This window comes from Pseudomonas sp. D3-27 (assembly GCF_051132165.1).
GTDB lineage: Bacteria > Pseudomonadota > Gammaproteobacteria > Pseudomonadales > Pseudomonadaceae > Aquipseudomonas.
Genome location: NZ_CP071667.1, coordinates 5,544,100 through 5,565,193 on the forward strand (window position 1 = coordinate 5,544,100; position 21,094 = coordinate 5,565,193).

Here is a 21,094-nt window from a genome sequence, read left to right on the forward strand (position 1 = left end):
CAGCCCATTGGTTCGAAGGAGAAAGGACATGAGTGCTGTGATCGATGACCACGGTCATGCCGACCACGCCCACGGCCCCGCCAAGGGCCTGATGCGCTGGGTGCTGACCACCAACCACAAGGACATCGGCACGCTGTACCTGTGGTTCGCGTTCTCCATGTTCCTGCTGGGCGGCTCGTTCGCCATGGTGATCCGCGCCGAGCTGTTCCAGCCCGGTTTGCAGATCGTACAGCCGGAGTTCTTCAACCAGATGACCACCATGCATGGCCTGGTGATGGTCTTCGGCGCGGTGATGCCGGCCTTCGTCGGCCTTGCCAACTGGATGGTGCCGCTGATGATCGGCGCGCCGGACATGGCCCTGCCACGCATGAACAACTTCAGTTTCTGGCTGTTGCCGGCGGCGTTCCTGATGCTGGTCTCGACGCTGTTCACACCGGGGGGTGGGCCGAATTTCGGCTGGACATTCTATGCGCCGCTGTCCACCACCTATGCGCCGGAAAGCGTGACGTTTTTCATCTTCGCCATCCACCTGATGGGCATCAGCTCGATCATGGGCGCGATCAATGTGGTCGCCACCATCCTCAACCTGCGCGCCCCCGGCATGACCTTGATGAAAATGCCGCTGTTCGTCTGGACCTGGCTGATCACCGCGTTTTTGCTGATCGCAGTCATGCCGGTGCTGGCCGGCTGCGTGACGATGATGCTGATGGACATCCACTTCGGCACCAGCTTCTTCAGTGCCGCTGGCGGCGGTGACCCGGTGCTGTTCCAGCACGTGTTCTGGTTCTTCGGCCACCCCGAGGTGTACATCATGATCCTGCCGGCCTTCGGTGCCGTCAGCTCGATCATCCCGGCGTTCTCGCGCAAGCCATTGTTCGGCTACACCTCGATGGTCTACGCCACGGCCGCCATTGCGTTCCTGTCGTTCATCGTCTGGGCGCACCACATGTTCGTGGTCGGCATCCCCCTGGTGGGCGAGTTGTTCTTCATGTACGCGACCCTGCTGATCGCCGTGCCCACCGGGGTGAAGGTGTTCAACTGGGCCAGCACCATGTGGCAGGGCTCGCTGACCTTCGAGACGCCGATGCTGTTCGCCGTGGCGTTCGTGATTCTGTTTTCAATCGGCGGCTTCTCCGGGCTCATGCTCGCCATCGCCCCGGCGGACTTCCAGTACCAAGACACCTACTTTGTGGTCGCGCATTTCCACTACGTGCTGGTGCCCGGCGCGATCTTCGGGATTTTCGCCTCGGCGTACTACTGGCTGCCGAAATGGACCGGCCACATGTACGACGAAACCCTCGGCAAGCTGCACTTCTGGCTCTCGTTCATCGGCATGAACATGGCGTTCTTCCCGATGCACTTCGTGGGCCTGGCGGGCATGCCCCGGCGGATTCCCGACTACAACCTGCAGTTCGCCGACTTCAACATGGTCTCGTCCATCGGCGCGTTCATGTTCGGCACCACGCAGATCTTCTTCCTGTTCATCGTGATCAAGACCATCCGCGGCGGCGAGCCAGCCCCGGCCAAGCCGTGGGATGGCGCCGAAGGGCTGGAGTGGAGCGTGCCGTCGCCGGCGCCCTATCACACGTTTACTACGCCGCCGGAAGTGAAATAGATGACACCGGGGCCTTGTGTGGGAGCGAGCCTGCTCGCGATAGCGGTGCGTCTGACACACCGAGTCGCCGCCATCGCGAGCAGGCTCGCTCCCACAGGGTTTTCGGTGAGGAGCGGGAACCATGGCTGATTCAATCTCGCTGAAGAAACTGGTCACCCGCCTGCTGCTGGTAGTGGTGGCCATGTTCATCTTCGGGTTTGCCCTGGTGCCGATCTACGACGTGATGTGCAAGGCGTTCGGCATCAACGGCAAGACCGGTGGGCAGTACGAAGGCGTGCAGACGGTGGATGAGTCACGGCAGGTGCGGGTGCAATTCCTGTCGACCAACGCGGTGGACATGGTCTGGGATTTCTACCCCAAGGGCGATCAATTGGTGGTCAAGCCGGGGGCAGTGAACGAAATGGTGTTCGTCGCCCACAATCCCACCGACCGGCCGATGAGCGCCCAGGCAGTTCCGAGCATCTCGCCGAGCACGGCGGCGGCGTATTTCCACAAGACCGAATGTTTTTGTTTTACCCAGCAAGTGCTGCAACCCGGCGAACGCATCGAGATGCCCATGCGCTTCATCGTCGACCGGGACATGCCCAAGGAAGTGAAGCATCTGACGCTGTCCTACACGCTGTTCGATATCACTGCTCGTCATCCTCCGGTGGCTCTAAACACTGACCGATAGCGTGCCCGATAAGGAGAACAATAAATGGCAACTCATGAGCACTATTACGTTCCGGCCCAGAGCAAATGGCCGATCATCGCCACGGTCGGGATGTTCGTCACGGTGTATGGGCTGGCGACCTGGTTCAACGACCTGAAGGCGGCACGCCCGGACTCCAACGGCCCGCTGATCTTTTTCGTCGGCGGCCTGTTGGTGGCCTACATGTTGTTCGGCTGGTTTGGCGCCGTCATCAAGGAAAGCCGCGCCGGGCTGTACAGCGCGCAGCTCGATCGCTCGTTTCGCTGGGGCATGAGCTGGTTCATCTTTTCCGAAGTGATGTTCTTCGTGGCGTTCTTCGGCGCGTTGTTTTACGTACGAGTGGTGTCGGCGCCCGGTCTGGCCGGTGAAGGCAGCAAGGGTTTGTCGGAGATGCTGTGGCCGAACTTCGAATACGTCTGGCCGTTGTTGAACAACCCGGATCCCAAACTCTTCCCACCGCCCAAGGACGTGATCAGCCCTTGGGGCTTGCCGCTGCTCAATACCATCCTGCTGGTCAGTTCCAGCGTCACCGTGACCATCGCCCACCACGCCCTGAAGAAAGGCCATCGCGGCGCATTGAAGGTGTGGCTGGCGATCACCGTGCTGCTGGGTTGCGCGTTCCTGGGCTTCCAGGCCGAGGAATACATCCACGCCTATAAAGAGCTGGGCCTGACGTTGGGCTCGGGGATCTACGGCGCGACGTTCTTCATGCTCACCGGTTTCCACGGCGCCCACGTCACCATCGGCACGATCATCCTGTTCGTGATGCTGATGCGCATCATGCGGGGGCACTTCGACAACGAGCATCAGTTCGGCTTCGAGGCCGCGAGCTGGTACTGGCACTTCGTCGACGTGGTGTGGATCGGCTTGTTCTTCTTCGTCTACATACTCTGAGGCAGCCATTATCAGGGCGACTCTTTACCAAGGAGCATGCGACACCAACTGGCCGCTGAAAAAGCCCCAGGCAATCAAGCCGACGGTCACAGCGGCCAAGGCCACGCGAATTGCCAGGGCGATGACCAGGCGATTGGAATCGCTTTGGTCCTTGACCAGAAAAAACAAGCCGCTGAACAGGCTGGCAACCGTGGCGATCAGCATCAGGGCGATGGCTGCTTTGAGCATTGGAAACACTCCGGGGGACGCGATGCACGTGAGTATAGCTATCCCGTTCATTAGCCTTAGGGCGGCGCCATGAAAGGCTTCCGGCCGGGCATCGTGCCGTCACTCGTGGTGGCCGTGCTGGTGCCGGTGATGGTGTGCCTGGGGTTCTGGCAAATGAGCCGGGGCGAACAGAAACGTGTGCTCATGGACACTTATGCCGAGCGCCGCGTGGCCAAGCCGATGGACAGCGTCGAGCTTTCGGAAACGACGGATCCGGCCTTTCGACCGGTCAGCCTGCGTGGCCAATTCGACGCCGAGCACAGCCTGCTCCTGGACAACCGCCAGCACGACGGCAAGGTGGGCGTCGAACTGCTGCAGCCGTTCCTCGATCACGCCAGCGGGCTTTGGCTGCTGGTCAATCGTGGCTGGCTGCCCTGGCCGGATCGCCGCACCCCGCCAGTCTTCAGCACACCTGAACAGACTGTCGACCTTCAAGCCTGGGTCTACGTCGCACCCGGCGCCACGTTCCAACTTCACGCCGACCCGGCAAGCGCACCGTGGCCGCGGCTGGTCACCACCATCGAACCGCAGAAACTCTGGGCAGAACTGGACCGTGGCGGCTTCGCTTACGAACTAAGACAACAAAGCGGCCCCGGCGCCTACCAGACCGATTGGCCGGTGGTTGCCATGGGTCCGGAAAAACACCTCGGCTATGCCGTGCAGTGGTTCGCCATGGCGGCGGCGCTGTTCGGCCTTTTCCTCTATCTCGGATGGCACAACGCAGGGAGACACCATGGGAAGCACCATGAATCCAACCAACACGTCTGAAGCACCCGATGCACGCAGCCGCCGCAAGGGCCGCGTGCAATTGCTGTTGATTGTGCTGGGCGTGATCGGCCCGATGATCCTCGCCACCGGCATGTACAAATTCCAGTTCTGGGTCCCCGACAGCCGCAGCTACCACGGCGAGTTGATCGGCAACGGCCAGTCCCGCGCCGACATCGGCGTGCAGGCCGACGAGCAGCGCTGGCAGATCCTGGTGACGGCCCCTCAAGAGTGCTCGGTGGACTGCCGCCAGTTGGTCTACCTGGCCCGGCAAGTGCAGATCGGCCTGGGCCGCGAAGCCGGCCGCGCCAGCCATGCCCTGGCCATCGCGCAACCCCTGGACAGCGCGTACGACGCCCAGCTGCAGCGCGAATATCCCCAGCTGCAACGCTACCCGCTGGATCTGCCTGCCTATCAGAAAGGCGCCCAGGGTTCCGGCGGCGCCCAGCTGTGGATCATCGATCCCCACAGCAACCTGGTGCTGCGCTACGACGCCCGGGTCAAGGGCAAGGATTTGCTCAACGACCTGCGGCACCTGCTGAAACTGTCGAACATCGGATGAGGACATCGACATGGCCAAGCCTGGATTTCGCCTCGCGCTGTTCGCCACGTTGCTGGCATTGATTGTCGTACTGTTAGGCGCCTACACCCGCCTGACTCACGCCGGCCTCGGTTGCCCCGACTGGCCGGGTTGCTACGGATTCATCAGCGTACCCAAGGGCGAAGCCCAACTGGCCCATGCCGAATTGCATTTCCCCGACGCCCCGGTTGAGGCCCATAAAGGCTGGAACGAGATGGTCCACCGGTATTTCGCCGGTGCATTGGCGCTGATGATTGCCGCGCTGGCCGCCCGGGCCTGGACGAACCGTCGTCACCCTGGCTTGCCATTGAAATTGCCACTGTTTCTCCTCGCCGTTGTGTTCGCGCAAGCGGCGTTCGGCATGTGGACCGTGACGTTGAAGCTCTGGCCTCAAGTCGTCACCGGTCATCTGCTGGGCGGGTTCGCGACGTTGAGCCTGTTGTTTCTGCTTACCCTGAGATTGTCCGGCGTGTTGCCGGCGCTGACCGTGCCCAAGCGCCTGCAACATTGGGCCACGGCCGGGCTGCTGCTGGTGATCGGCCAGATCGCCTTGGGCGGCTGGGTCAGTTCCAACTACGCCGCGGTGGCCTGCATCGACTTCCCCACCTGCCATGGTGAATGGATGCCGCCCGCCGATTTCGCCAACGGCTTTCACCTGACCCAGCACATCGGCCCGAACTACCTGGGCGGGCAACTGGACAGCGACGCCCGTACCGCCATCCATGTGACCCATCGCATCGGCGCGTTACTGGTGACTGTGGTGCTGCTTGGGCTGGCTTGGCAACTGAAGACGGTGGGCATGACCCGACTGGCGGGGCTGGTCCTCACCGCGCTGGTCGCGCAAATTACATTAGGTATAAGCAACGTCGTGTTTCATCTGCCGCTGCCGGTGGCCGTGGCCCACAACGCCGGGGGCGCCGCCCTGCTGCTGACCCTGGTGCTGGTCAATTATCACGCACGCACCAGCCTGGTCCGGGTACGGCACCACGTCCCGCTGCGCTGGCGCTTCAATCCGCCCGAACACGGCGTCGCCCCCATTACGATTAAAGGAGAGATGCCATGGCAACCTTGACCGGTGAACGCCACAGCCAGGCGATCTGGCGCGATTACCTGGAGCTGACCAAGCCCAAAGTGGTGGTATTGATGCTGATCACCTCGCTGGTCGGCATGTTTCTCGCGACCCGCGCCGGAGTGCCGTGGACGGTCCTTGTATTCGGCAACCTGGGCATCGCGCTGTGCGCAGGTGGCGCGGCCGCGGTGAACCACGTGGTGGATCGGCGTATCGACGCGGTGATGGCCCGCACCCATAAGCGGCCGCTGGCCGAAGGGCGGGTCTCGCCCGCCGCTGCACTGACTTTCGCCCTGGCGCTGGCCGTCGCCGGGCAAGCCATGTTGCTGATCTTTACCAACCCACTGACCGCCTGGCTGACCCTCGCCTCGCTCCTCGGTTACGCCGTCATCTACACCGGCTTCCTCAAGCGGGCAACGCCGCAGAACATCGTCATCGGCGGCCTCGCCGGCGCCGCTCCGCCGCTGCTGGGCTGGGTGGCGGCCACCGGACACGTCAGCGCCGAACCGCTGTTGCTGGTGTTGATCATCTTCGCCTGGACACCACCGCACTTCTGGGCTCTGGCGATTCATCGCAAGGAGGAATACGCCAAGGCCGACATTCCGATGCTGCCGGTGACACACGGCGAGCACTACACCAAGATCCACATCCTGCTGTACACCTTGGTGCTGCTGGCGGTGAGCCTGATGCCATTCGTGATCCAGATGAGCGGGCTGATCTACCTGGTTTGTGCGCTCGTGCTGGGTGCCCGGTTTCTGCAATGGGCCGTGGTGTTGTACCGTGGCAGTCGGCCGCACGCGGCGATCAATACGTTCAAGTACTCTATCTGGTACTTGTTCATGCTGTTCATCGCCCTGCTCGTTGATCACTACTTACTGTTGAGCCTATGACTCGTACCCAGAAAACCGTCTTCATCCTCGCGGCCGTGATCGCACTGATCCTCGGCCTGACCATCAACAAGGTGCTGTCCAGCAAAGGCCAGGGTGACCCGACCGCATTGATCGACGCCGGCATCATCCTGCTGCCGCAAAGCCGCAACCTGCCGGATGTGAAAATGACCGACCAGGACGGCCAGCCCGTGGCGATGGATGGGCTGAAAGACAAGTGGAGCCTGCTGTTCTTCGGCTACACCTTCTGCCCGGACATCTGCCCAACCACCCTCGCCCAACTGCGCCAGATCAAAAGCGAACTGCCGCCCGAGGCTGTGGCCAAGTTGCAGGTCGTATTGGTAAGCGTCGACCCGAACCGCGACACCCCCAAGCAACTCAAGCAATACCTGGGCTACTTCGACCCGCAGTTCAAAGGCCTCACCGCTTCCTCTGTTGAAGACTTACAGAAACTCGCCAATGCGGTGAGCATTCCCTTTATTCCGGCGGACACCAGCAAGCCCAACTACACCGTCGATCACAGCGGCAACCTTGCCGTGATTGGACCGGACGGCAAGCAACGCGGGTTTATTCGGGCGCCGTTGAATAACCAGAAGTTGGTGGCGCAGTTACCGGAGATGCTCAAGCGCAAATGAAGCCAAGGCGAGGCCACTTGCTTCCTGATAATGCATCTCCCCGTGGCGAGGGAGCTTGCTCCCGCTCGGTTGCGCAGCGACCGCAAAACCGAACGATGCGGTTTGCCTGAGGAAATGCAGGGGCCTGCTGCGCAGGCCAGCGGGAGCAAGCTCCCTCGCCACAGGGGTTAGTGTCGATCCGAACATCCAGCCCAACGCCACGTACTGTGGGAGCGGGCTTGCTCGCGAAAGCGGCGGGTCAGCTTGCATCAATATTGAATGTGACACCCTCCTCGCGAGCAAGCTCGCTCCCACACCGGGCGGCGGTGAACAGAGTATCTGCAACAGCCTCAATCCCCTGTGGGAGCGAGCCTGCTCGCGATGACGCCAGCCCAGACACCGCCCGTGGCGAGGGAGCTTGCTCCCGCTCGGCCGGTCCGACGTCTCGGGCGCAGCAGTCGCAAAACCAGACGATGCGGTTTACCTGAAGAAATGCCGAAATCTGTGGGAGCAAAGCTTGCTCGCGATTGGGGCAGGTCTGTCGATACAGGTTTGGCTGGTCTCCACTATCCGAGCAAGCTTTGCTCCCATGGATGTCGCCAGGGACGCTCCACGTTCCGCTTCTGATCAGAAATCAATAGTCCCCGAAAACTTCACCAACCGCGGATCACCCTGCGAAAGATAGCCGCCGTTCGCCGAGGCCCAGTAGTTCTTGTCGGCAATGTTTTCCACATTGACGCGCAACGTCAGGTCTTTCTCTACGAATTTCATCTTATAACGTGCGCCAGCATCGAAACGGTTCCAGGTAGGCAAGCTCAGATTATTAGCCTGATCAGCGTACTGCCCGCCAGTGCGCAACATTCTGGCGCTGAGCGCGGCGTCTTCAATGCCTGGGACATCCCAATCCACGCTGGCATTGAGCTGGAACGTTGGCACGCCAATGGCGTGGTTGCCATCGTTGAAACCGCCCGCAGTGTTTTTGAGTTCGGACGTCATTCGGGTGCCGCCGGCCATCAACCGGAGACCTTCGATGGGCTCACCGAATACGCTGATCTCCAACCCTTTATTGACCTGCTCACCGTCACGCACATAGAGGTTCTGCGCGTTGTCGACGTAGCCATCGGAAGGTTTCTCGATACGGAAAACACCCACGTTGGCACCGAAGGTTTGCATGTCCAGCTTGATGCCCGCTTCCAACTGTTTTGTGCGGCCCGGGGGAAAGGCTTGGCCCAGGTTGGTGATGCCTGAACCGGACGCCACTGGCCCTTTAGCAAGGCCTTCGATTCGGTTGGCGTAGAGCGACACGCTCTCCACAGGCTTGTAGACAATGCCGTAGACAGGCGTGGTAACGGCTTCATCGTAGGGCGTGCTACGACTGCCATCGTTTGCTGGATTGGCTACACCGTTTGAGGTGGTGCCATCGTACTTATAGTTTTCGACACGCAACTGCTGACGACGGACACCATAAGTGACCAGCAATTTGTCATCGAACAAGCCCAACGTGTCGGAAATCGCTAGGCTACGGTTGCGGGTTTTGCCGGTCACCCCGGGATCGCCCATTTCACCGCCGGTGCTGGACACCGCGGTCGGCTTGGGTAGCGTTGGGGTGTCGTAGAGATTGCTGTTGCCGGTAACGGGACGATAGAAAGTGTAGGCGTTTTCCTGCTCGGTCCAGATCGTTGAGCCGCCGATCGCAACCTGGTGGGAAACAGGTCCCGTGTTGAAGCGCCCGTTCAGCCCGCCACTAAACGATGTGTTGTCTTCGTTGTGTGGAATTTCTGAGCCACCGATCGTCGCGACACCGTTATTGCCGACCAGCGTCGGTGTGGCGTATACCCCAGTTTCTCGGGTGTGCTTTACACCGCCAGCCAGGTAGGCGGTCCAGTTTTCGTTCAAGTCCCAATCGCCACGAACCATGCCGAAGGTGTCTTCGGTTTCGGAGTAAGTCCAGTCCTGTCCATAATTGTGACTCGCATCCGGAGCCGTGGGAATGCGCGTGGCGTTGCCGATGTTCACAGAGTTACGCAGTCCATTGATACGCTGTTTCTGGTAGCCGAAATCGGTGGAAACGCGGAAGTCATCACCTCGATAGTCCAAGCCAGCAACGAACAACTTTGTGCGCTGATCCTGGTTGTCGATCGCTGTTTCACCTTCGCGCTGGCTCAGGTTCAACCTGGCGCCAAACCGATTGTCCTCGCCGAACCGCTGCCCGATATCCAAATGCTCGCCCATGCGGCCATCGGTGCTGATGTCCTGCGTATAGCGACGAGTCGGGACATCCTCCGCGCGCTTGGGCTGCAAATTGACACCGCCCCCAAGACCCGAACCCGTCGGGCTGACGCCGTTGATGAACGCGTTGGGCCCCTTGAACACCTCGACGCGCTCGATCGCATCCGTCGACAGAATTTGGCGCGGTAAAACGCCGTACAGCCCGTTGTAGGAAATGTCGTCGCTGGCAAGCGGCAGGCCTCGAATCACGAACACCTGGGATTGGTTACCAAACCCATAGGACTGACGCACCGAAGGATCATTGAGCAGCACATCACCCACGTCTTCCGCTTGCTGATCTTCAATCAACTGCGAGGTGTAACTGGTCATCACGAACGGGACATCCATGTTGTCCTGATTGCCCAGCACCCCTATCTGGCCTCCCCTCGCCACCTGCCCCCCCGCATAGGGCGCCGATAACGTGTTGGAATTGGTTTTAATCGCATCGGCAGTAACGTCGGTCACGCCCAATTCAATAGGCGCTGCCGCCTGGGCAAGAAAACTGACTGAGCAGCACGCAGCGAGCAACGTAAGGCGAGATGGAAATAGCATGAGTGAGTACCTGCGGGGAAACGGCCAATGCCGCTAATGCTAATGATTCGCAGATAGATTATCCATACCAACTGACACGATGCTATAAAGATCTGGAAGCGGTTCTGTCGGCATCAAGCGCCTTAATCGCCACAGGGACTGGCTACCAGGAAGGGGAAATTTGCTCTCACTTCCACACGAGGGGGGATGTGTCGAACCGAACACCGAGCCCAACGCCGCCCACTGTGGGAGCAAGCCCGCAAAAAGCGCCGACCGCTGTCGCTCGGCGCAACTGCGACATGACGTTCCCCGCCGTAATCACCGCTACGGGCGACATTGGGCAGTTGCTCGCGGCCAGCGCCTCTGCGACCCAGGTATTGCAGGTATAAAACAGCGAATAGTGACCCTCGGCCTGGTAGAACCGGCTCTCTCCATACAGGCCAGGCCCGAGCACCACCAAGGTGCCCGTCGCTGAGCGGGTGAAGGTCCCGGCCACGAACGCGAGCAGTCGTCGGTAGCCGTCCTCCGTCACCCGCACCTCGATGACCTCGCTTGCGGTGAAACGCCGCCTCGGGTCCCCGTCAATTTTGACCGCATGCAGCACGGTTGCCGTCGACCCGAACAAGGCTCCCAGGGCGAGGCTCAAGGTGGCTTGTGGGGCTCGGTAGAAATCCTCGTCACCCCAGCCGAACTCAACGAAGTCGCCTTCGCTGAATGCTTCGACCAGTGCGGGAAGCACTTGAAGCAGATCGGAGCGCGCAATCACCAACCCAGTATGCAGGCCATGATTCACCACATAGAAGGACCGCCAACCGCCACCCTCGCCCCTCGGCGGGTCCGACGCGCTAGCGCAGCCGAACAGCGTGAGGACCAGGGCCAACACTGCAATGCGCATACACAGGGACCACTTAAGGGAACGGATTTATTACCTGATATTAATCCATCCGCCATCCCCCCTCAGCCAACCTCCTCAAACCGCCGCCGCTTCATGAACAACCCCATCCCTATCGGCACGGCAAAAACCGACAGCAACCCCAGATCAAACCCCAACACGCGGGTCTGACCTGCCACAAAGCAGCCAACCACACCCGCAACCATCAACACTACGCCTAGCCACTTGCGTAGCAGATAGGGCTTGAGGAATCGATCAAGCAGAAAGGACACCACCAAGGCAATGACCAACTGAGTAATTTCGGACATGTACGTCTCCGGTCAGGCCTTGATGATCAATGTCGAGAGGGTGCGTTGCGGGCCGATGCCGCCGTTGACCTGCGCCTCTATGCTGACCAGTACGTCGCCCGCATGGTAGGTGGGTAGAATTTGATTGGTATACGTGCGCACACCTACCCCTACAGATGCCGCCACGTAAGGGGGGGCCACAGCCTTGGCGGCGGAAGCGAAGGCCGCGGCTGCAAGGTTGGCGATCGTGGTGCGCTGGGCGTTGAGGGCATCGCCCTGTTGTCGGGTCAGCGGCTTGGAGATCCCGATCATCATCACGCAAGGCAGGCCCCTGGCCTGCATCTTGTCGTATACCTCGACGACCTTGCTGTTGACTTCATAGTGAGCGTGTTTTGCCTCGCCAAAATGCAGCTCGCGCAAGCGCCCGCGTTCGCTGTCGGTGAGGGTGATCTGCGAGACGTTGAAGACGATCCCGTGATTGCCCATGTATCGGAAAGTCCCTTCGAACTTCATCGCCCGTATCCTTTTGGGGTGAAGGTGGCAATTCTCTGCAACGGGCGGATGGGATTCAATCATTTCGTACTGCTGGACTGAGCAAAACAACCCACCAGCCTCGCCGAAACACTCACCTCCTACAGCCCCCGCCTACAACGTCCATCAAGCCACGCATCCTTGCGCCTTTGCCTACAACTACGCCAGAATCCGCCCGCTTGTGCGCCTTGTCCCGGGGTTCTATTGTCTTCCTGCCACTGCCCATCAGTGGTCGGGTTTAGTAGCCCGGATGACATCCGGTTGCATGAGTCTCATCAGTTAGGCTTCGCCTGCACTCGATGGTGGCTGTGCGCATGGCGTCCTCGGGCGCGCCGGTTTTAGGTATGTCACCGGTCTACTAACCTGCGCACAGCCGCCACCCTATCGTTTAGTAGCGAAATGGTTGCGGCCTAACTGAGAAGACATACCTATGTTCAAAATAACCCCAAATCCGCCAGAAGCAGATTCCACTCCCAAATCCGCAAAATCCAAAGCCAAGCAGCAAGACGAAACCACCAAACGGGTGATCGATCACTACTTGCTACCGCAACCGGACAAATCCAAAGACGACCCCAAACCGGGCCAGCTATTCACCGTCGTGAAAGGTCTCGACAACGAATGCCTGCTCGCCAACCTCAGTGAGACGTTGGCTTCGGCTGATGCGATGGTGAATGATCTAGCGTTTGATCTGGATGGGGCGAGGCGTCATGTGGCGCTGGGGATTCAGCAGTTGATTGAGCTGAGTTCGTTGTTGGCGAATCGGGTGTTGGATAATGTGGAGCCGGGGCGGTAGGTAAAGGTTTTCCAATGGAAAAACCCGGCGTTTTGCGTCGGGTTTCTTTTTGCCTCTGCCCTCCTAGAATGGCCGAAAACCGCCAGAAAGCACCAATAAGCGTGCTTGCGAAATTAGGGGATTCAAAATGTCCGCATGGGCCGTTATTTTCTCACGTGAAAAGGTCGTTAGCCATTAGTGCCGGTCGACAGCATGCAGTAGCATTTTCCCATGCCAAAACCTATCCAGAATTCTACATATGCCTCATAAGAGCGGCAGACACAATCGTGTTGCCGACGAGCGTTGCTCGCATGTAGGGATCGGATGCCGCAGGGCTCCACTGCGGCCCCCTCATACATAAAAATCCAATTAAATCAAATGATTAAATCGTATTTTCTAATGCTGCCTCTGCAACAGTTGTTTTTTTGTCCTGAAGGCCTTACCATCCTTTTTATGTCAGTGACTAGGGGTATCTCCAGTCGTCAAGCTGACCTCTAGAGGTCTTGATCCATGTTACATTTGTATGGCCTCCCTCCTAGTTTATGGCTTGAGCAGGGGGGCCATGCGAATTGTAAATTCTGCTACAACATCCCTTCTTTTATATTATTTTTCATCGCCTTATCTCGCCTCTCCCTCGATATAGAATTTCGAATATTCCGTTCGTTAGCATTGACATTGCGCAGCACTAACTCGTACCAATTTTCTTTTATGCAAGATGGTACTGTTCTTGGTCGCGTTACCGTGACAGTAGTGAATCCAATCAGAGATTGACAAATGGTTAATAGAGACTTTAAATCTGCATTTGAAGCTATGTACCATGGCAAATATGATTTTGAAGATTTCAAGTCGGGCGACATCTCCGAAAAATTCCGAAAGCTTGATCTCAATAAAAAGAACATTTACGAAGCCGATCAGACATTAAAAACCTATCATAAATTTCTTAATCTATTTGTATTCCAATGGCTCGAGTTTAATGAAAGCTGTGTATATTCCTATAGGAAAGGGATGAATGTAGCTGATGCAGTAAGCAAGCATGCTCACAGTAAGCACTTCTATCAAACAGACCTGAACAATTTTTTTGGCAACATTCGCAGCGATCTTGTTAAATCTACTATAATCGCCAGCATTGATAGAATACCTATTACCGACGTGCTTATGTATATCGATAGAATAATCGAACTCTGCACCGTGTCCAGCAAGCTACCGGTGGGTTTTTCAACATCACCTTTAATTAGCAATGCATGTCTATTGCATTTTGACAATGAAGTAGAGCGTTACTGTAGGGTAAATGGATTAATATATACGCGCTACTCAGATGACATAATAATTTCCGGAAGTGAGAGGAAGCTATACGGGACAGGTGAAGTAATCGCAGAAATCCTTCATCAGCACTTCAAGGACAATCTGTCTATCAATGTATCCAAAACAAAATACAGCTCTGCAGGCAATAAACTTAAAGTACTCGGAATGATGATTTTGCCAAATGGCACTATCACAATAGACTCGAAGTTGAAGGCCGATATTGAAGTGCTATTGCATTTTTTCACAAAAGACAAGCAAAAATTTTTAGATAAGATTGAAACCGATAGTACTACTGCACTCGCCAAGGTGTCTGGATACTTAAATTACATAAACACAACAGACAAAGTCTACCTCAACAAACTTCGCAAAAAATATGGCGCATCCGTAGTTGATATGTTTGTCCGCGGATCGGTGAAATCTCTATGAAAATTGAGATCGAAATCAATAATATTCAACATGTATCTATATTGAAATTTGATATTGATTTAAGCCTGAACAAGCTGACATGTTTAATAGGGAAAAATGGCATAGGCAAAACCACCCTTATTAAAGCCATACAGAATTTAAGATTTGCCGACACTTTCGCCCAAACATCACAACCAGGAATATTTCGTACCGATAGCCATATAAAATATTTAGTAGACAAAACTCCTTTCATATTCACTTATGATCCTGGCATTCGTAGCTTAAACTCAAAGGACATCATACCAGACATTATAAAAAGCAACATTGATGTAGAGTTGCCGATGCCTTACGGCCAGCGATTTAGTTTCTTCCAAACACTGACAAAAGCAGACCCAGAGATCCGAAGCAACATTGTAATGGGAACACACGAAGGGCCTGCGGAGCTAATCGAGTTTCTAAACTATATATACTCCACGACCAAATTTAATAATCTAGTCCAGATAAAAGTAAAGCGCAACGAGTACTACTGTATTCTTTTGGAAGAAAGCAGATATATACGCGAGGATTATTTGAGCTCAGGCGAATATCTTCTTATTAGCGTGTACAGAAAAATAAAAAATCGCTGCAAACTTATCGTGATTGACGAAATTGATATATCACTAGATGCCGCAGCCCAAACTAGACTAGCAACAAGGCTTAGATTGTTCTGTGCAAACTACAATGTAAATATTTTATTTACAACGCACTCTCTAGCGCTGATGAAAACACTTAACGATAACGAAATTTTCTATTTGCTCGATGATTCCACTTGCGTTCGTCCAATTCCGGCGTCTTACAGTTACGTAAAAAGCATTCTTTTCGGGTTTAAAGGATGGGATAGGTATATTCTTACTGAAGATGACTTGCTCCAGAAGCTTCTAGAATACCTGCTTGAAAAGCACCATCCAAAAACACACTTCCAGTATAAAATTATATACATTGGAGGCGGGAGTGGCGTTGTAGATTTAATGAGCAGAAATGCGAAAGAAGAATTTTTTGCTAACCAGAAGGACGTAATCTCTATTCTGGACGGCGATCAAGCGAAAGAAAAACACGTAAAAAACTATAAAAATGTTTACTGTATCCCGTTCGAAAGCGTCGAAAAGCAATTGCACTCAGACTACTATGGAGGGTCAGGTTTTTTAGAAAATGCAATAGGTAACGTACCTGGCCTCGACAACAAGCAACTGTATAAACATGTAATGCGAAATAATCTTTTGACGGAGGCGCAAGTCATCGAATACCTTTGCACAACTTACGCCAAAGAAACTGAAAAATTTATGCAAATTTTTGACGAGTTTCTTTACTTACCCAACGTTTAACGCGGAGCAGAAGATATGAGCTGCAGTTCGTTTTGCCGAGCATACAAAACATCCGTTAATGGCTTCCTTCTGCTTTGCGCTGTTAAGACAGTCTGCGTTGGTTGACATCTGTACGACCGTTGACTCAGAAACGAGGATGGAACCCATGTCCCTTAGCGACTATTGGAAAGGCCCCGCCCACCGGCAACGCGCGGATGATTTGGAAGCCCAGCTTACGAATCTCCAAGCGCAATATGAGCAGCTCCAAACGCTCGCTACGAGGATCGGCGCCATGGATGTCTTGGAAGTTCAGAGGCTGACCGAGCAAGAGAAAGAGAAGCTTGCTGCCGTCCGCCAAGAAACTCAGCGCGCTGAGCGGGAGGTGGCTTCGCTAGCGCAACAGTCCTCTGATCTGCAAGGTCAAATACTCGTGTGGGAGGAGACGTTGCTGCTAGAAAGCTTTGCGCTTTATGAGCCTAAGTTCAAGCTAGTCACAAGCCAAGAATACAAATCCCGACTGGACAGTGTCCGCGAACGTCAAAAAGAGATGATTAAAGGCGGGGAGGCAGCGACCGGGAACATGGACTGGACGGTCAACAACAGCAAGGCCCAAGGTCGGAAGCTCGTGAACGACATGATCAAGTTGGTGATTCGCTCGTTCAACAACGAAGCGGATGTCTGTGTGGACAACGTGAAGTTCGACAACGTCGAACTGGGCGAGAAAAGAATTTTCAAATCGTTCGAAACCTGCAACCGCCTTGGCAAGATTATGAGCGTAGAGATATCGCCCGCTTATCTGCGCCTCAAGCTTGATGAATTGCACCTTGCTCAGGAGTTTCAGATCAAGAAGCAAGAGGAAAAGGAAGAAGCGAAACGCGCCCGAGAAGAGTTGCGAGAACAACAGAAGCTGGAGCAGGAAATTCGCGCTGCCCGGGAGAAGATCGCCAAGGAGCGCAAACACTTTACTACCGCCATGCGTGACCTTCAGGCTCGCCTGGACAAAGTAGAATCTGAAGAAGAGCGCGCCGCGCTACTGGCGAAGCTAGCCGAGGTTGAAGCGGGCCGAGCCGAGCTAGAGAGCGAAGAGAAGCTCATTGACTATCGCGAACAGAATGCCAAGGCCGGCTATGTGTACGTGATCTCCAACCTAGGGGCATTCGGGGAAGGGATTTACAAGATCGGTATGACGCGCCGCTTGGAGCCCATGGATCGGGTTGATGAGCTGGGTGATGCGTCGGTACCGTTCTGGTTTGACGTGCATGCGATGGTCTTCTCGAATAACGCTCCCGCATTGGAAGCAAAACTGCACGAACGCTTTGCCGTAGGTCGCCTCAACAAGGTTAACGGGCGCAAGGAGTTCTTCCGCGCGGACATTGCTGAGATTGAGTCGGTCATTCGAGAAAATTACGATTCTGTTGTAGAGGTCACCCACGAAGCACCGGCGGAACAGTATCGCGAAAGCCTGCGCATGGCATTGCCAAAACCCGCAATCCAGCAATCAGAACGACTTGCAGCACAAAGCTGAAATTTTGGGAAACGGCGACAGGGGAAACGGGGACAGACCATGATTATGAGAGAGTCCGATTACAGGTGAGCCCAAATCATGGTCTGTCCCCGGTTTCCTTTGCTTTTCCTGTGCCCTCGCCCCGGACTGCGTCCGAGTTTAGAAGTGGTACTTGTCGAGTCGACGCTTAAAGGCTTCTTCCGATCCCTCCATGATGTCCAGCACTGCAGTAGCTGTATCAGCTCTGTCCAAGCCGCCCGATGCAAGCCTTACGCCTAACCCTCGTTCCACCTCTAAGGCATACACTAGGTCGGTGTCGGCATTCACGGGGAGGTTGGCGTTGTGCGTGGCCAATATCAACTGACGCTGGTTTTTGACCTTACGCAGTAATGGCACGAGCTCGCGATAGATGAACTTTGAGTCCAGTTCGTCCTCAGGTTGGTCGATGACAATCGGCCCCTCTCCTTTGGCCAGCAGTAAGTTGAGGACGGCTGTGTTGCGCTGACCTTCCGACAGGGCCTTGCTCTGAACACTACCGACCAATGTCCTATCGGCCCGGTACAGCTCAATGTCTACACGCTCCTCGACACGGGTGAGTCGAGCGTTTCGCCAAGCGTCTTTTTGGGATATGACGTAGGGCTTCAGCTCATCTCGGTATTCCAGCAGGGATCGCGGGAAGTCTCTCCGCTCAGCTAGCACCTCACGAATGTGAAGCCAGGGTGAATCTGCCCCCTGCGGATGCCGGGAAAAGCTCTCAAATAGTTGCTTGCCGATGTGGTCCCAGGCTCTCCCAAGGCGACTGCGACCGTCTGGTGCCATTTCGTTCCATGCTTGAGTGAAGCCTGCAGCATCTGCCATTTTCTGAATGATAAGGCGTATTGAGCCTTGTGCCCTTTCATTAATCTCAAGGGCGGCTTGATGGCGAACATTGAATTGCTGCTCCCATAAAGCGTCCATGTCCTCCATCGCTGTATTCAGACGCTCGCGCTGCGGGGAAAGAGCTCCTAGGCGTTCCTCTTTCTGCAGCAGCAATTGCATTTTTGCTTGGCGGGCCCTATCGATCTCTTGCAGTCGTGCCACGTCCTGAGGCTGAAGGCCTCGCTCTCTACATGCCAGAAGGAACATATCCTTTGTGCCCTCTAGCTCCTTTGAAACTCGTTCCCAACCGTCACCATATTGAAAGAGCTTGGTCGCTTCTTGCTGAAGCTGAGCCGCCAATTCGGCCGCCTTCGTCCGATATATCTCCCTAAGCTGGACTGCTTCCCGAGTGAACTCATTGAACCATCCTGACCTAGGCCAGACCTCTACCTGGCCATTGTTGAGTGCGCCTCGAGAAGACAGATCGTCGGCTAGTAGGGAGAAACGCCGGATGTCCTCATTAATCTGAGTTTGGACCTGCTCAAAGTAAGATCGGGCCGCCTCCGCGTACTGGTATTGTTGCGCCTCCGCTTGAACTTCACTCCGCGCCTGCCACTGTCGATTTAACTCTTGGAGCTCTTGTTTGAGGACGTTGATCTCGTCGGTCAGAGCTTGAATCTGATCGACGCCTGCAAAAAGCTGATGGATCTCGGCACGGAGCGTACTTTCCTGGCCCTTTAAACCCTGTAGCTCAGTTGAACAAGCCTCGTCGATCATCGCCAACAAGCTATCGCCGCCATCCACGTCCGTGAGTTCACTGAGCTGCTGTTGGCTATAGAACTGCACCGGAAGCTGCCGGAGAAAGACGTCAAGATCATGTGCTTCTCCTTGAATTAATACGTGACCATCCCGTGGTCTCAGCGAGATGACATCTATCTGACCAGGAATACTCTCCCAGCCGACCTGAACCTCTGCCTCTTCAGTAAAGGTTGCCCGTACACGGTCGAATTTCGCCTTGGTAGAGGCCGAGAAAGCACCTCCTTGATCACGGCCGAATGCGAACCGGAGGAGCTCGAGAACTGTAGATTTCCCCGTGCCCCGTCCGCCGATTAAGGTGTTGAGGTTTGGCGAGAAAAAGATCTCTTGGTCAGCGAGAAACTTGAAGCCGCAACATTTCAGAAAAACGATCCTGGGGTGAGTCTGCTGATCCGAAGGGCGGGCCGGTTGGAGTCGAAGCCGTGACTTGCCGTCGAGGAAGGCTTGGCGCAGTGAGTTGATCGAAGGCTTAGATGACTTGACCCAGGTGTGGCGATAGCCCAGAGCATTCGCTAGAGGAACCCCATCTTCGTCCATTTTCAGCGACTTTGCGTCCGAGGACTGAACGTATGCTGGCTGTCGTCCTCCACGCGACCAGTTTCTATCTCTCCCCTCCAAGATCGAGCTATATCTTGGAGGCATTGGGTAAGTTGTTACCTCCACGGCTAGCAATCCTGGCAGCTTGTAGTCATCCATATTTCGGCCAGCTGCAAGCAAACCATCCTCTTGGTCAGCGTGTGCAGCAATCACAATACCACCATGATCTTTCTGAACGACGTCCAGCAAGGTCTTGAGACTAACAGGCTCGTCCCCACGACGTAAGGCGTTGGGCATTCCACCTCTGAATCTCTGATTTTCGGCCAATCCCAATTTAATAAGGATCATATTGACGCGCCGCAGGTGGCTCACTTTCGTAGCAGGTTCAAACAAGCACAGTAAGTGGTAACCGAGGTCTACCTCAAAACCGGGAAAAATGAACAGCGGTGGTCTATCAAGTTCTCTAGCAACGGTTTTGTTCTGCTCGACGAGGTGCGTGAGAAACCAATCACGGGGTTCAGTTTTCTCTGAAAAGTTGTGGTCGGTGATACCGATAGCCTCGAGCTCTAGCTCGTGACACCGCATTAGGAAACGTTTTGCCTTGTTTTGGATATCACTTTCGTCAGGCTCACCATTTCGTAAAGGTCGACGTGGATTCTGTAGGCGCAAATCATCGTCCGCCCAGTGCCTATTGTCCTCCGGCGTCTGGACTTGGAAATCCATTTTGAACCAGCGCATACCTTGATATCCGCCCACCTATGCCTCCTTGCCTCGTAGATTCGTAGATTCGTAATCCTGCTCGTGAACAACAGACCCGATTGCTTCCCATACTTGTATGGAACTTACTTCGATATCAAAGTGACTTTACACCTTCTTCGGATCAGCTTGATAGCGCCTGCTCAAGCTCCGTCGCCTATCGATATCTGTCTGATGCCCCAGTGCGCTTGCGATCGGCGACAGCTAAAGTTTCGCCCTGCCTACACTCCAAGCAACCGACCGCTTCTGACCGAAAGCAGACATTATTAAAAGGAATCGCTGACCGCGCTGGCTGCGTGGGGCTGCTACGCAGCCCAGCGGGGATAAATCCCCTCACCACAGGGTTTTGTGTGTTTGGGTGGTTGGCGGGCTGGTGTTGAGAATGGGGTGGGCTTTTTTGTGAGTGCTCGCACTGGAGCGCCAGCCCGGTCAAGCGGGAGCAAGCTCCCTCGCCACAAAAGCAGTTTTGTGTGAAGTCAGGGCTGGCGATCCAGCTTCTTCAGGAACACGGTCATTTCTTTTTCGGCCTGTTTGTCGCCATGGGCCCGGGCGGCTTCCAGGCCTTGTTCCCAGGCTTGGCGGGCTGCGGCGGCGTCGCCTTGGCCTTGGTGGGCCTTGCCCAGTAGTTTCCATGCGGCGGAGTACTTCGGGTCGAATTCGACGCAGCGTTGGAGGTGTTCGGCGGCGCGGGGGAATTCGCCTAGGTCTAGGTAGCCTTTACCCAGGCCGAAGCGGAGAAGGGCGTTGTCCATGCCCTTGGCGAGCATTTTTTCCAGGGAGTCGAGCATGGGGGCGTCCTTATCGGTGTGTCAGGGGTTGATCAGTTGGCTGTTAGGTAGCTTTCGCGAGCAGGCTCGCTCCCACAGTGGATCTCGGTCGATCACAATATTTGTGAACGACAGCGAGCCTTTGT

At 55.7% G+C, this 21,094-nt stretch carries 19 protein-coding genes; 12 read left to right on the plus strand and 7 right to left on the minus strand.

What is annotated here, in order from left to right; translation table 11 throughout:
- Positions 1-28 precede the first annotated feature (28 nt).
- The 3 genes from ctaD to J3P92_RS24845 all read left to right on the plus strand — a co-directional run bounded on the left by ctaD (position 29) and on the right by J3P92_RS24845 (position 3,200).
- Complete coding sequence (ctaD, locus tag J3P92_RS24835) at positions 29-1,615, plus strand: cytochrome c oxidase subunit I (protein WP_420765980.1); 1,587 nt, start codon at positions 29-31, stop codon at positions 1,613-1,615.
- A gap of 121 nt (positions 1,616-1,736) precedes the next feature.
- Positions 1,737-2,288, plus strand: a complete 552-nt coding sequence (locus J3P92_RS24840) for a cytochrome c oxidase assembly protein (RefSeq protein ID WP_420765981.1) — start codon at positions 1,737-1,739, stop codon at positions 2,286-2,288.
- A 24-nt stretch (positions 2,289-2,312) separates the two neighbouring features.
- Positions 2,313-3,200 carry a cytochrome c oxidase subunit 3 gene (locus J3P92_RS24845; protein WP_420765982.1) on the plus strand — a complete coding sequence of 296 codons (888 nt, stop codon included), beginning with the start codon at positions 2,313-2,315 and terminating at the stop codon, positions 3,198-3,200.
- A 24-nt stretch (positions 3,201-3,224) separates the two neighbouring features.
- Here J3P92_RS24845 and J3P92_RS24850 read toward each other — a convergent pair whose 3' ends face one another.
- Positions 3,225-3,428, minus strand: a complete 204-nt coding sequence (locus J3P92_RS24850; protein ID WP_420765983.1) for a twin transmembrane helix small protein — start codon at positions 3,426-3,428, stop codon at positions 3,225-3,227.
- A gap of 69 nt (positions 3,429-3,497) precedes the next feature.
- Between J3P92_RS24850 and J3P92_RS24855 the strand changes: the two genes are divergently transcribed.
- Genes J3P92_RS24855 through J3P92_RS24875 form a run of 5 tightly spaced genes read left to right on the plus strand, consistent with a single transcriptional unit; the run spans position 3,498 to position 7,403 of the window.
- Entirely contained in the window at positions 3,498-4,235 is a 738-nt protein-coding gene (locus J3P92_RS24855) for an SURF1 family protein (protein ID WP_434649422.1), read from the plus strand.
- The gene (locus tag J3P92_RS24860; protein ID WP_434649424.1) at positions 4,201-4,794 is read left to right on the plus strand and encodes a hypothetical protein; all 594 of its coding nucleotides are present in this window, start codon (positions 4,201-4,203) and stop codon (positions 4,792-4,794) included. Before J3P92_RS24855 ends, J3P92_RS24860 begins: the two co-directional genes overlap by 35 nt.
- A gap of 10 nt (positions 4,795-4,804) precedes the next feature.
- Positions 4,805-5,884 (plus strand): COX15/CtaA family protein, encoded by a 1,080-nt coding sequence (locus tag J3P92_RS24865; RefSeq protein ID WP_420765986.1) that lies wholly within the window; start codon positions 4,805-4,807, stop codon positions 5,882-5,884.
- Entirely contained in the window at positions 5,872-6,771 is a 900-nt protein-coding gene (gene cyoE / locus J3P92_RS24870; RefSeq protein WP_434649426.1) for a heme o synthase, read from the plus strand. The genes J3P92_RS24865 and cyoE overlap by 13 nt, the downstream gene beginning before the upstream one ends.
- On the plus strand, positions 6,768-7,403 hold the full coding sequence (locus J3P92_RS24875; RefSeq protein ID WP_434561406.1) for an SCO family protein: 636 nt from the start codon (positions 6,768-6,770) through the stop codon (positions 7,401-7,403). Before cyoE ends, J3P92_RS24875 begins: the two co-directional genes overlap by 4 nt.
- Before the next feature lie 606 nt (positions 7,404-8,009).
- Here J3P92_RS24875 and J3P92_RS24880 read toward each other — a convergent pair.
- The 4 genes from J3P92_RS24880 to J3P92_RS24895 all read right to left on the minus strand — a co-directional run bounded on the left by J3P92_RS24880 (position 8,010) and on the right by J3P92_RS24895 (position 11,873).
- Positions 8,010-10,202 (minus strand): TonB-dependent receptor, encoded by a 2,193-nt coding sequence (locus J3P92_RS24880; RefSeq protein ID WP_434649428.1) that lies wholly within the window; start codon positions 10,200-10,202, stop codon positions 8,010-8,012.
- Positions 10,203-10,368: 166 nt separating this feature from the next.
- Complete coding sequence (locus tag J3P92_RS24885) at positions 10,369-11,076, minus strand: DUF2459 domain-containing protein (RefSeq protein WP_434649430.1); 708 nt, start codon at positions 11,074-11,076, stop codon at positions 10,369-10,371.
- 62 nt (positions 11,077-11,138) lie between these two features.
- Positions 11,139-11,381, minus strand: coding sequence for a hypothetical protein (locus tag J3P92_RS24890; protein WP_434649432.1), 243 nt, complete (start codon positions 11,379-11,381; stop codon positions 11,139-11,141).
- Between the two features lie 12 nt (positions 11,382-11,393).
- Positions 11,394-11,873 (minus strand): hypothetical protein, encoded by a 480-nt coding sequence (locus J3P92_RS24895; RefSeq protein WP_434649435.1) that lies wholly within the window; start codon positions 11,871-11,873, stop codon positions 11,394-11,396.
- A gap of 448 nt (positions 11,874-12,321) precedes the next feature.
- Here J3P92_RS24895 and J3P92_RS24900 point away from each other — a divergent pair, with 448 nt between their 5' ends.
- From J3P92_RS24900 to J3P92_RS24915, 4 genes are all read left to right on the plus strand, one after another.
- Complete coding sequence (locus J3P92_RS24900) at positions 12,322-12,684, plus strand: DUF6124 family protein (protein ID WP_434649437.1); 363 nt, start codon at positions 12,322-12,324, stop codon at positions 12,682-12,684.
- A gap of 753 nt (positions 12,685-13,437) precedes the next feature.
- Positions 13,438-14,391, plus strand: coding sequence for a reverse transcriptase family protein (locus tag J3P92_RS24905; protein ID WP_434649439.1), 954 nt, complete (start codon positions 13,438-13,440; stop codon positions 14,389-14,391).
- Positions 14,388-15,731, plus strand: coding sequence for an AAA family ATPase (locus J3P92_RS24910; RefSeq protein WP_434649442.1), 1,344 nt, complete (start codon positions 14,388-14,390; stop codon positions 15,729-15,731). The genes J3P92_RS24905 and J3P92_RS24910 overlap by 4 nt, the downstream gene beginning before the upstream one ends.
- 145 nt (positions 15,732-15,876) lie before the next feature.
- The gene (locus J3P92_RS24915) at positions 15,877-17,235 is read left to right on the plus strand and encodes a DUF4041 domain-containing protein (RefSeq protein WP_434649444.1); all 1,359 of its coding nucleotides are present in this window, start codon (positions 15,877-15,879) and stop codon (positions 17,233-17,235) included.
- 138 nt (positions 17,236-17,373) lie between these two features.
- Here J3P92_RS24915 and J3P92_RS24920 read toward each other — a convergent pair whose 3' ends face one another.
- On the minus strand, positions 17,374-20,163 hold the full coding sequence (locus J3P92_RS24920) for a TrlF family AAA-like ATPase (RefSeq protein ID WP_434649446.1): 2,790 nt from the start codon (positions 20,161-20,163) through the stop codon (positions 17,374-17,376).
- 494 nt (positions 20,164-20,657) lie between these two features.
- Positions 20,658-20,969: a tetratricopeptide repeat protein gene (locus J3P92_RS24925; protein WP_434649448.1), complete on the minus strand. Its 312-nt coding sequence runs from the start codon at positions 20,967-20,969 to the stop codon at positions 20,658-20,660.
- Positions 20,970-21,094 lie beyond the last annotated feature (125 nt).

Coding starts and splice junctions, on each gene's coding strand:
- ctaD (WP_420765980.1), top strand. CDS start 29: ATGAGTGCTGTGATCGATGACCACGGTCATGCCGACCACGCCCACGGC.
- J3P92_RS24840 (WP_420765981.1), top strand. CDS start 1,737: ATGGCTGATTCAATCTCGCTGAAGAAACTGGTCACCCGCCTGCTGCTG.
- J3P92_RS24845 (WP_420765982.1), top strand. CDS start 2,313: ATGGCAACTCATGAGCACTATTACGTTCCGGCCCAGAGCAAATGGCCG.
- J3P92_RS24850 (WP_420765983.1), bottom strand. CDS start 3,428: ATGCTCAAAGCAGCCATCGCCCTGATGCTGATCGCCACGGTTGCCAGC.
- J3P92_RS24855 (WP_434649422.1), top strand. CDS start 3,498: ATGAAAGGCTTCCGGCCGGGCATCGTGCCGTCACTCGTGGTGGCCGTG.
- J3P92_RS24860 (WP_434649424.1), top strand. CDS start 4,201: ATGGGAAGCACCATGAATCCAACCAACACGTCTGAAGCACCCGATGCA.
- J3P92_RS24865 (WP_420765986.1), top strand. CDS start 4,805: ATGGCCAAGCCTGGATTTCGCCTCGCGCTGTTCGCCACGTTGCTGGCA.
- cyoE (WP_434649426.1), top strand. CDS start 5,872: ATGGCAACCTTGACCGGTGAACGCCACAGCCAGGCGATCTGGCGCGAT.
- J3P92_RS24875 (WP_434561406.1), top strand. CDS start 6,768: ATGACTCGTACCCAGAAAACCGTCTTCATCCTCGCGGCCGTGATCGCA.
- J3P92_RS24880 (WP_434649428.1), bottom strand. CDS start 10,202: ATGCTATTTCCATCTCGCCTTACGTTGCTCGCTGCGTGCTGCTCAGTC.
- J3P92_RS24885 (WP_434649430.1), bottom strand. CDS start 11,076: ATGCGCATTGCAGTGTTGGCCCTGGTCCTCACGCTGTTCGGCTGCGCT.
- J3P92_RS24890 (WP_434649432.1), bottom strand. CDS start 11,381: ATGTCCGAAATTACTCAGTTGGTCATTGCCTTGGTGGTGTCCTTTCTG.
- J3P92_RS24895 (WP_434649435.1), bottom strand. CDS start 11,873: ATGAAGTTCGAAGGGACTTTCCGATACATGGGCAATCACGGGATCGTC.
- J3P92_RS24900 (WP_434649437.1), top strand. CDS start 12,322: ATGTTCAAAATAACCCCAAATCCGCCAGAAGCAGATTCCACTCCCAAA.
- J3P92_RS24905 (WP_434649439.1), top strand. CDS start 13,438: ATGGTTAATAGAGACTTTAAATCTGCATTTGAAGCTATGTACCATGGC.
- J3P92_RS24910 (WP_434649442.1), top strand. CDS start 14,388: ATGAAAATTGAGATCGAAATCAATAATATTCAACATGTATCTATATTG.
- J3P92_RS24915 (WP_434649444.1), top strand. CDS start 15,877: ATGTCCCTTAGCGACTATTGGAAAGGCCCCGCCCACCGGCAACGCGCG.
- J3P92_RS24920 (WP_434649446.1), bottom strand. CDS start 20,163: ATGCGCTGGTTCAAAATGGATTTCCAAGTCCAGACGCCGGAGGACAAT.
- J3P92_RS24925 (WP_434649448.1), bottom strand. CDS start 20,969: ATGCTCGACTCCCTGGAAAAAATGCTCGCCAAGGGCATGGACAACGCC.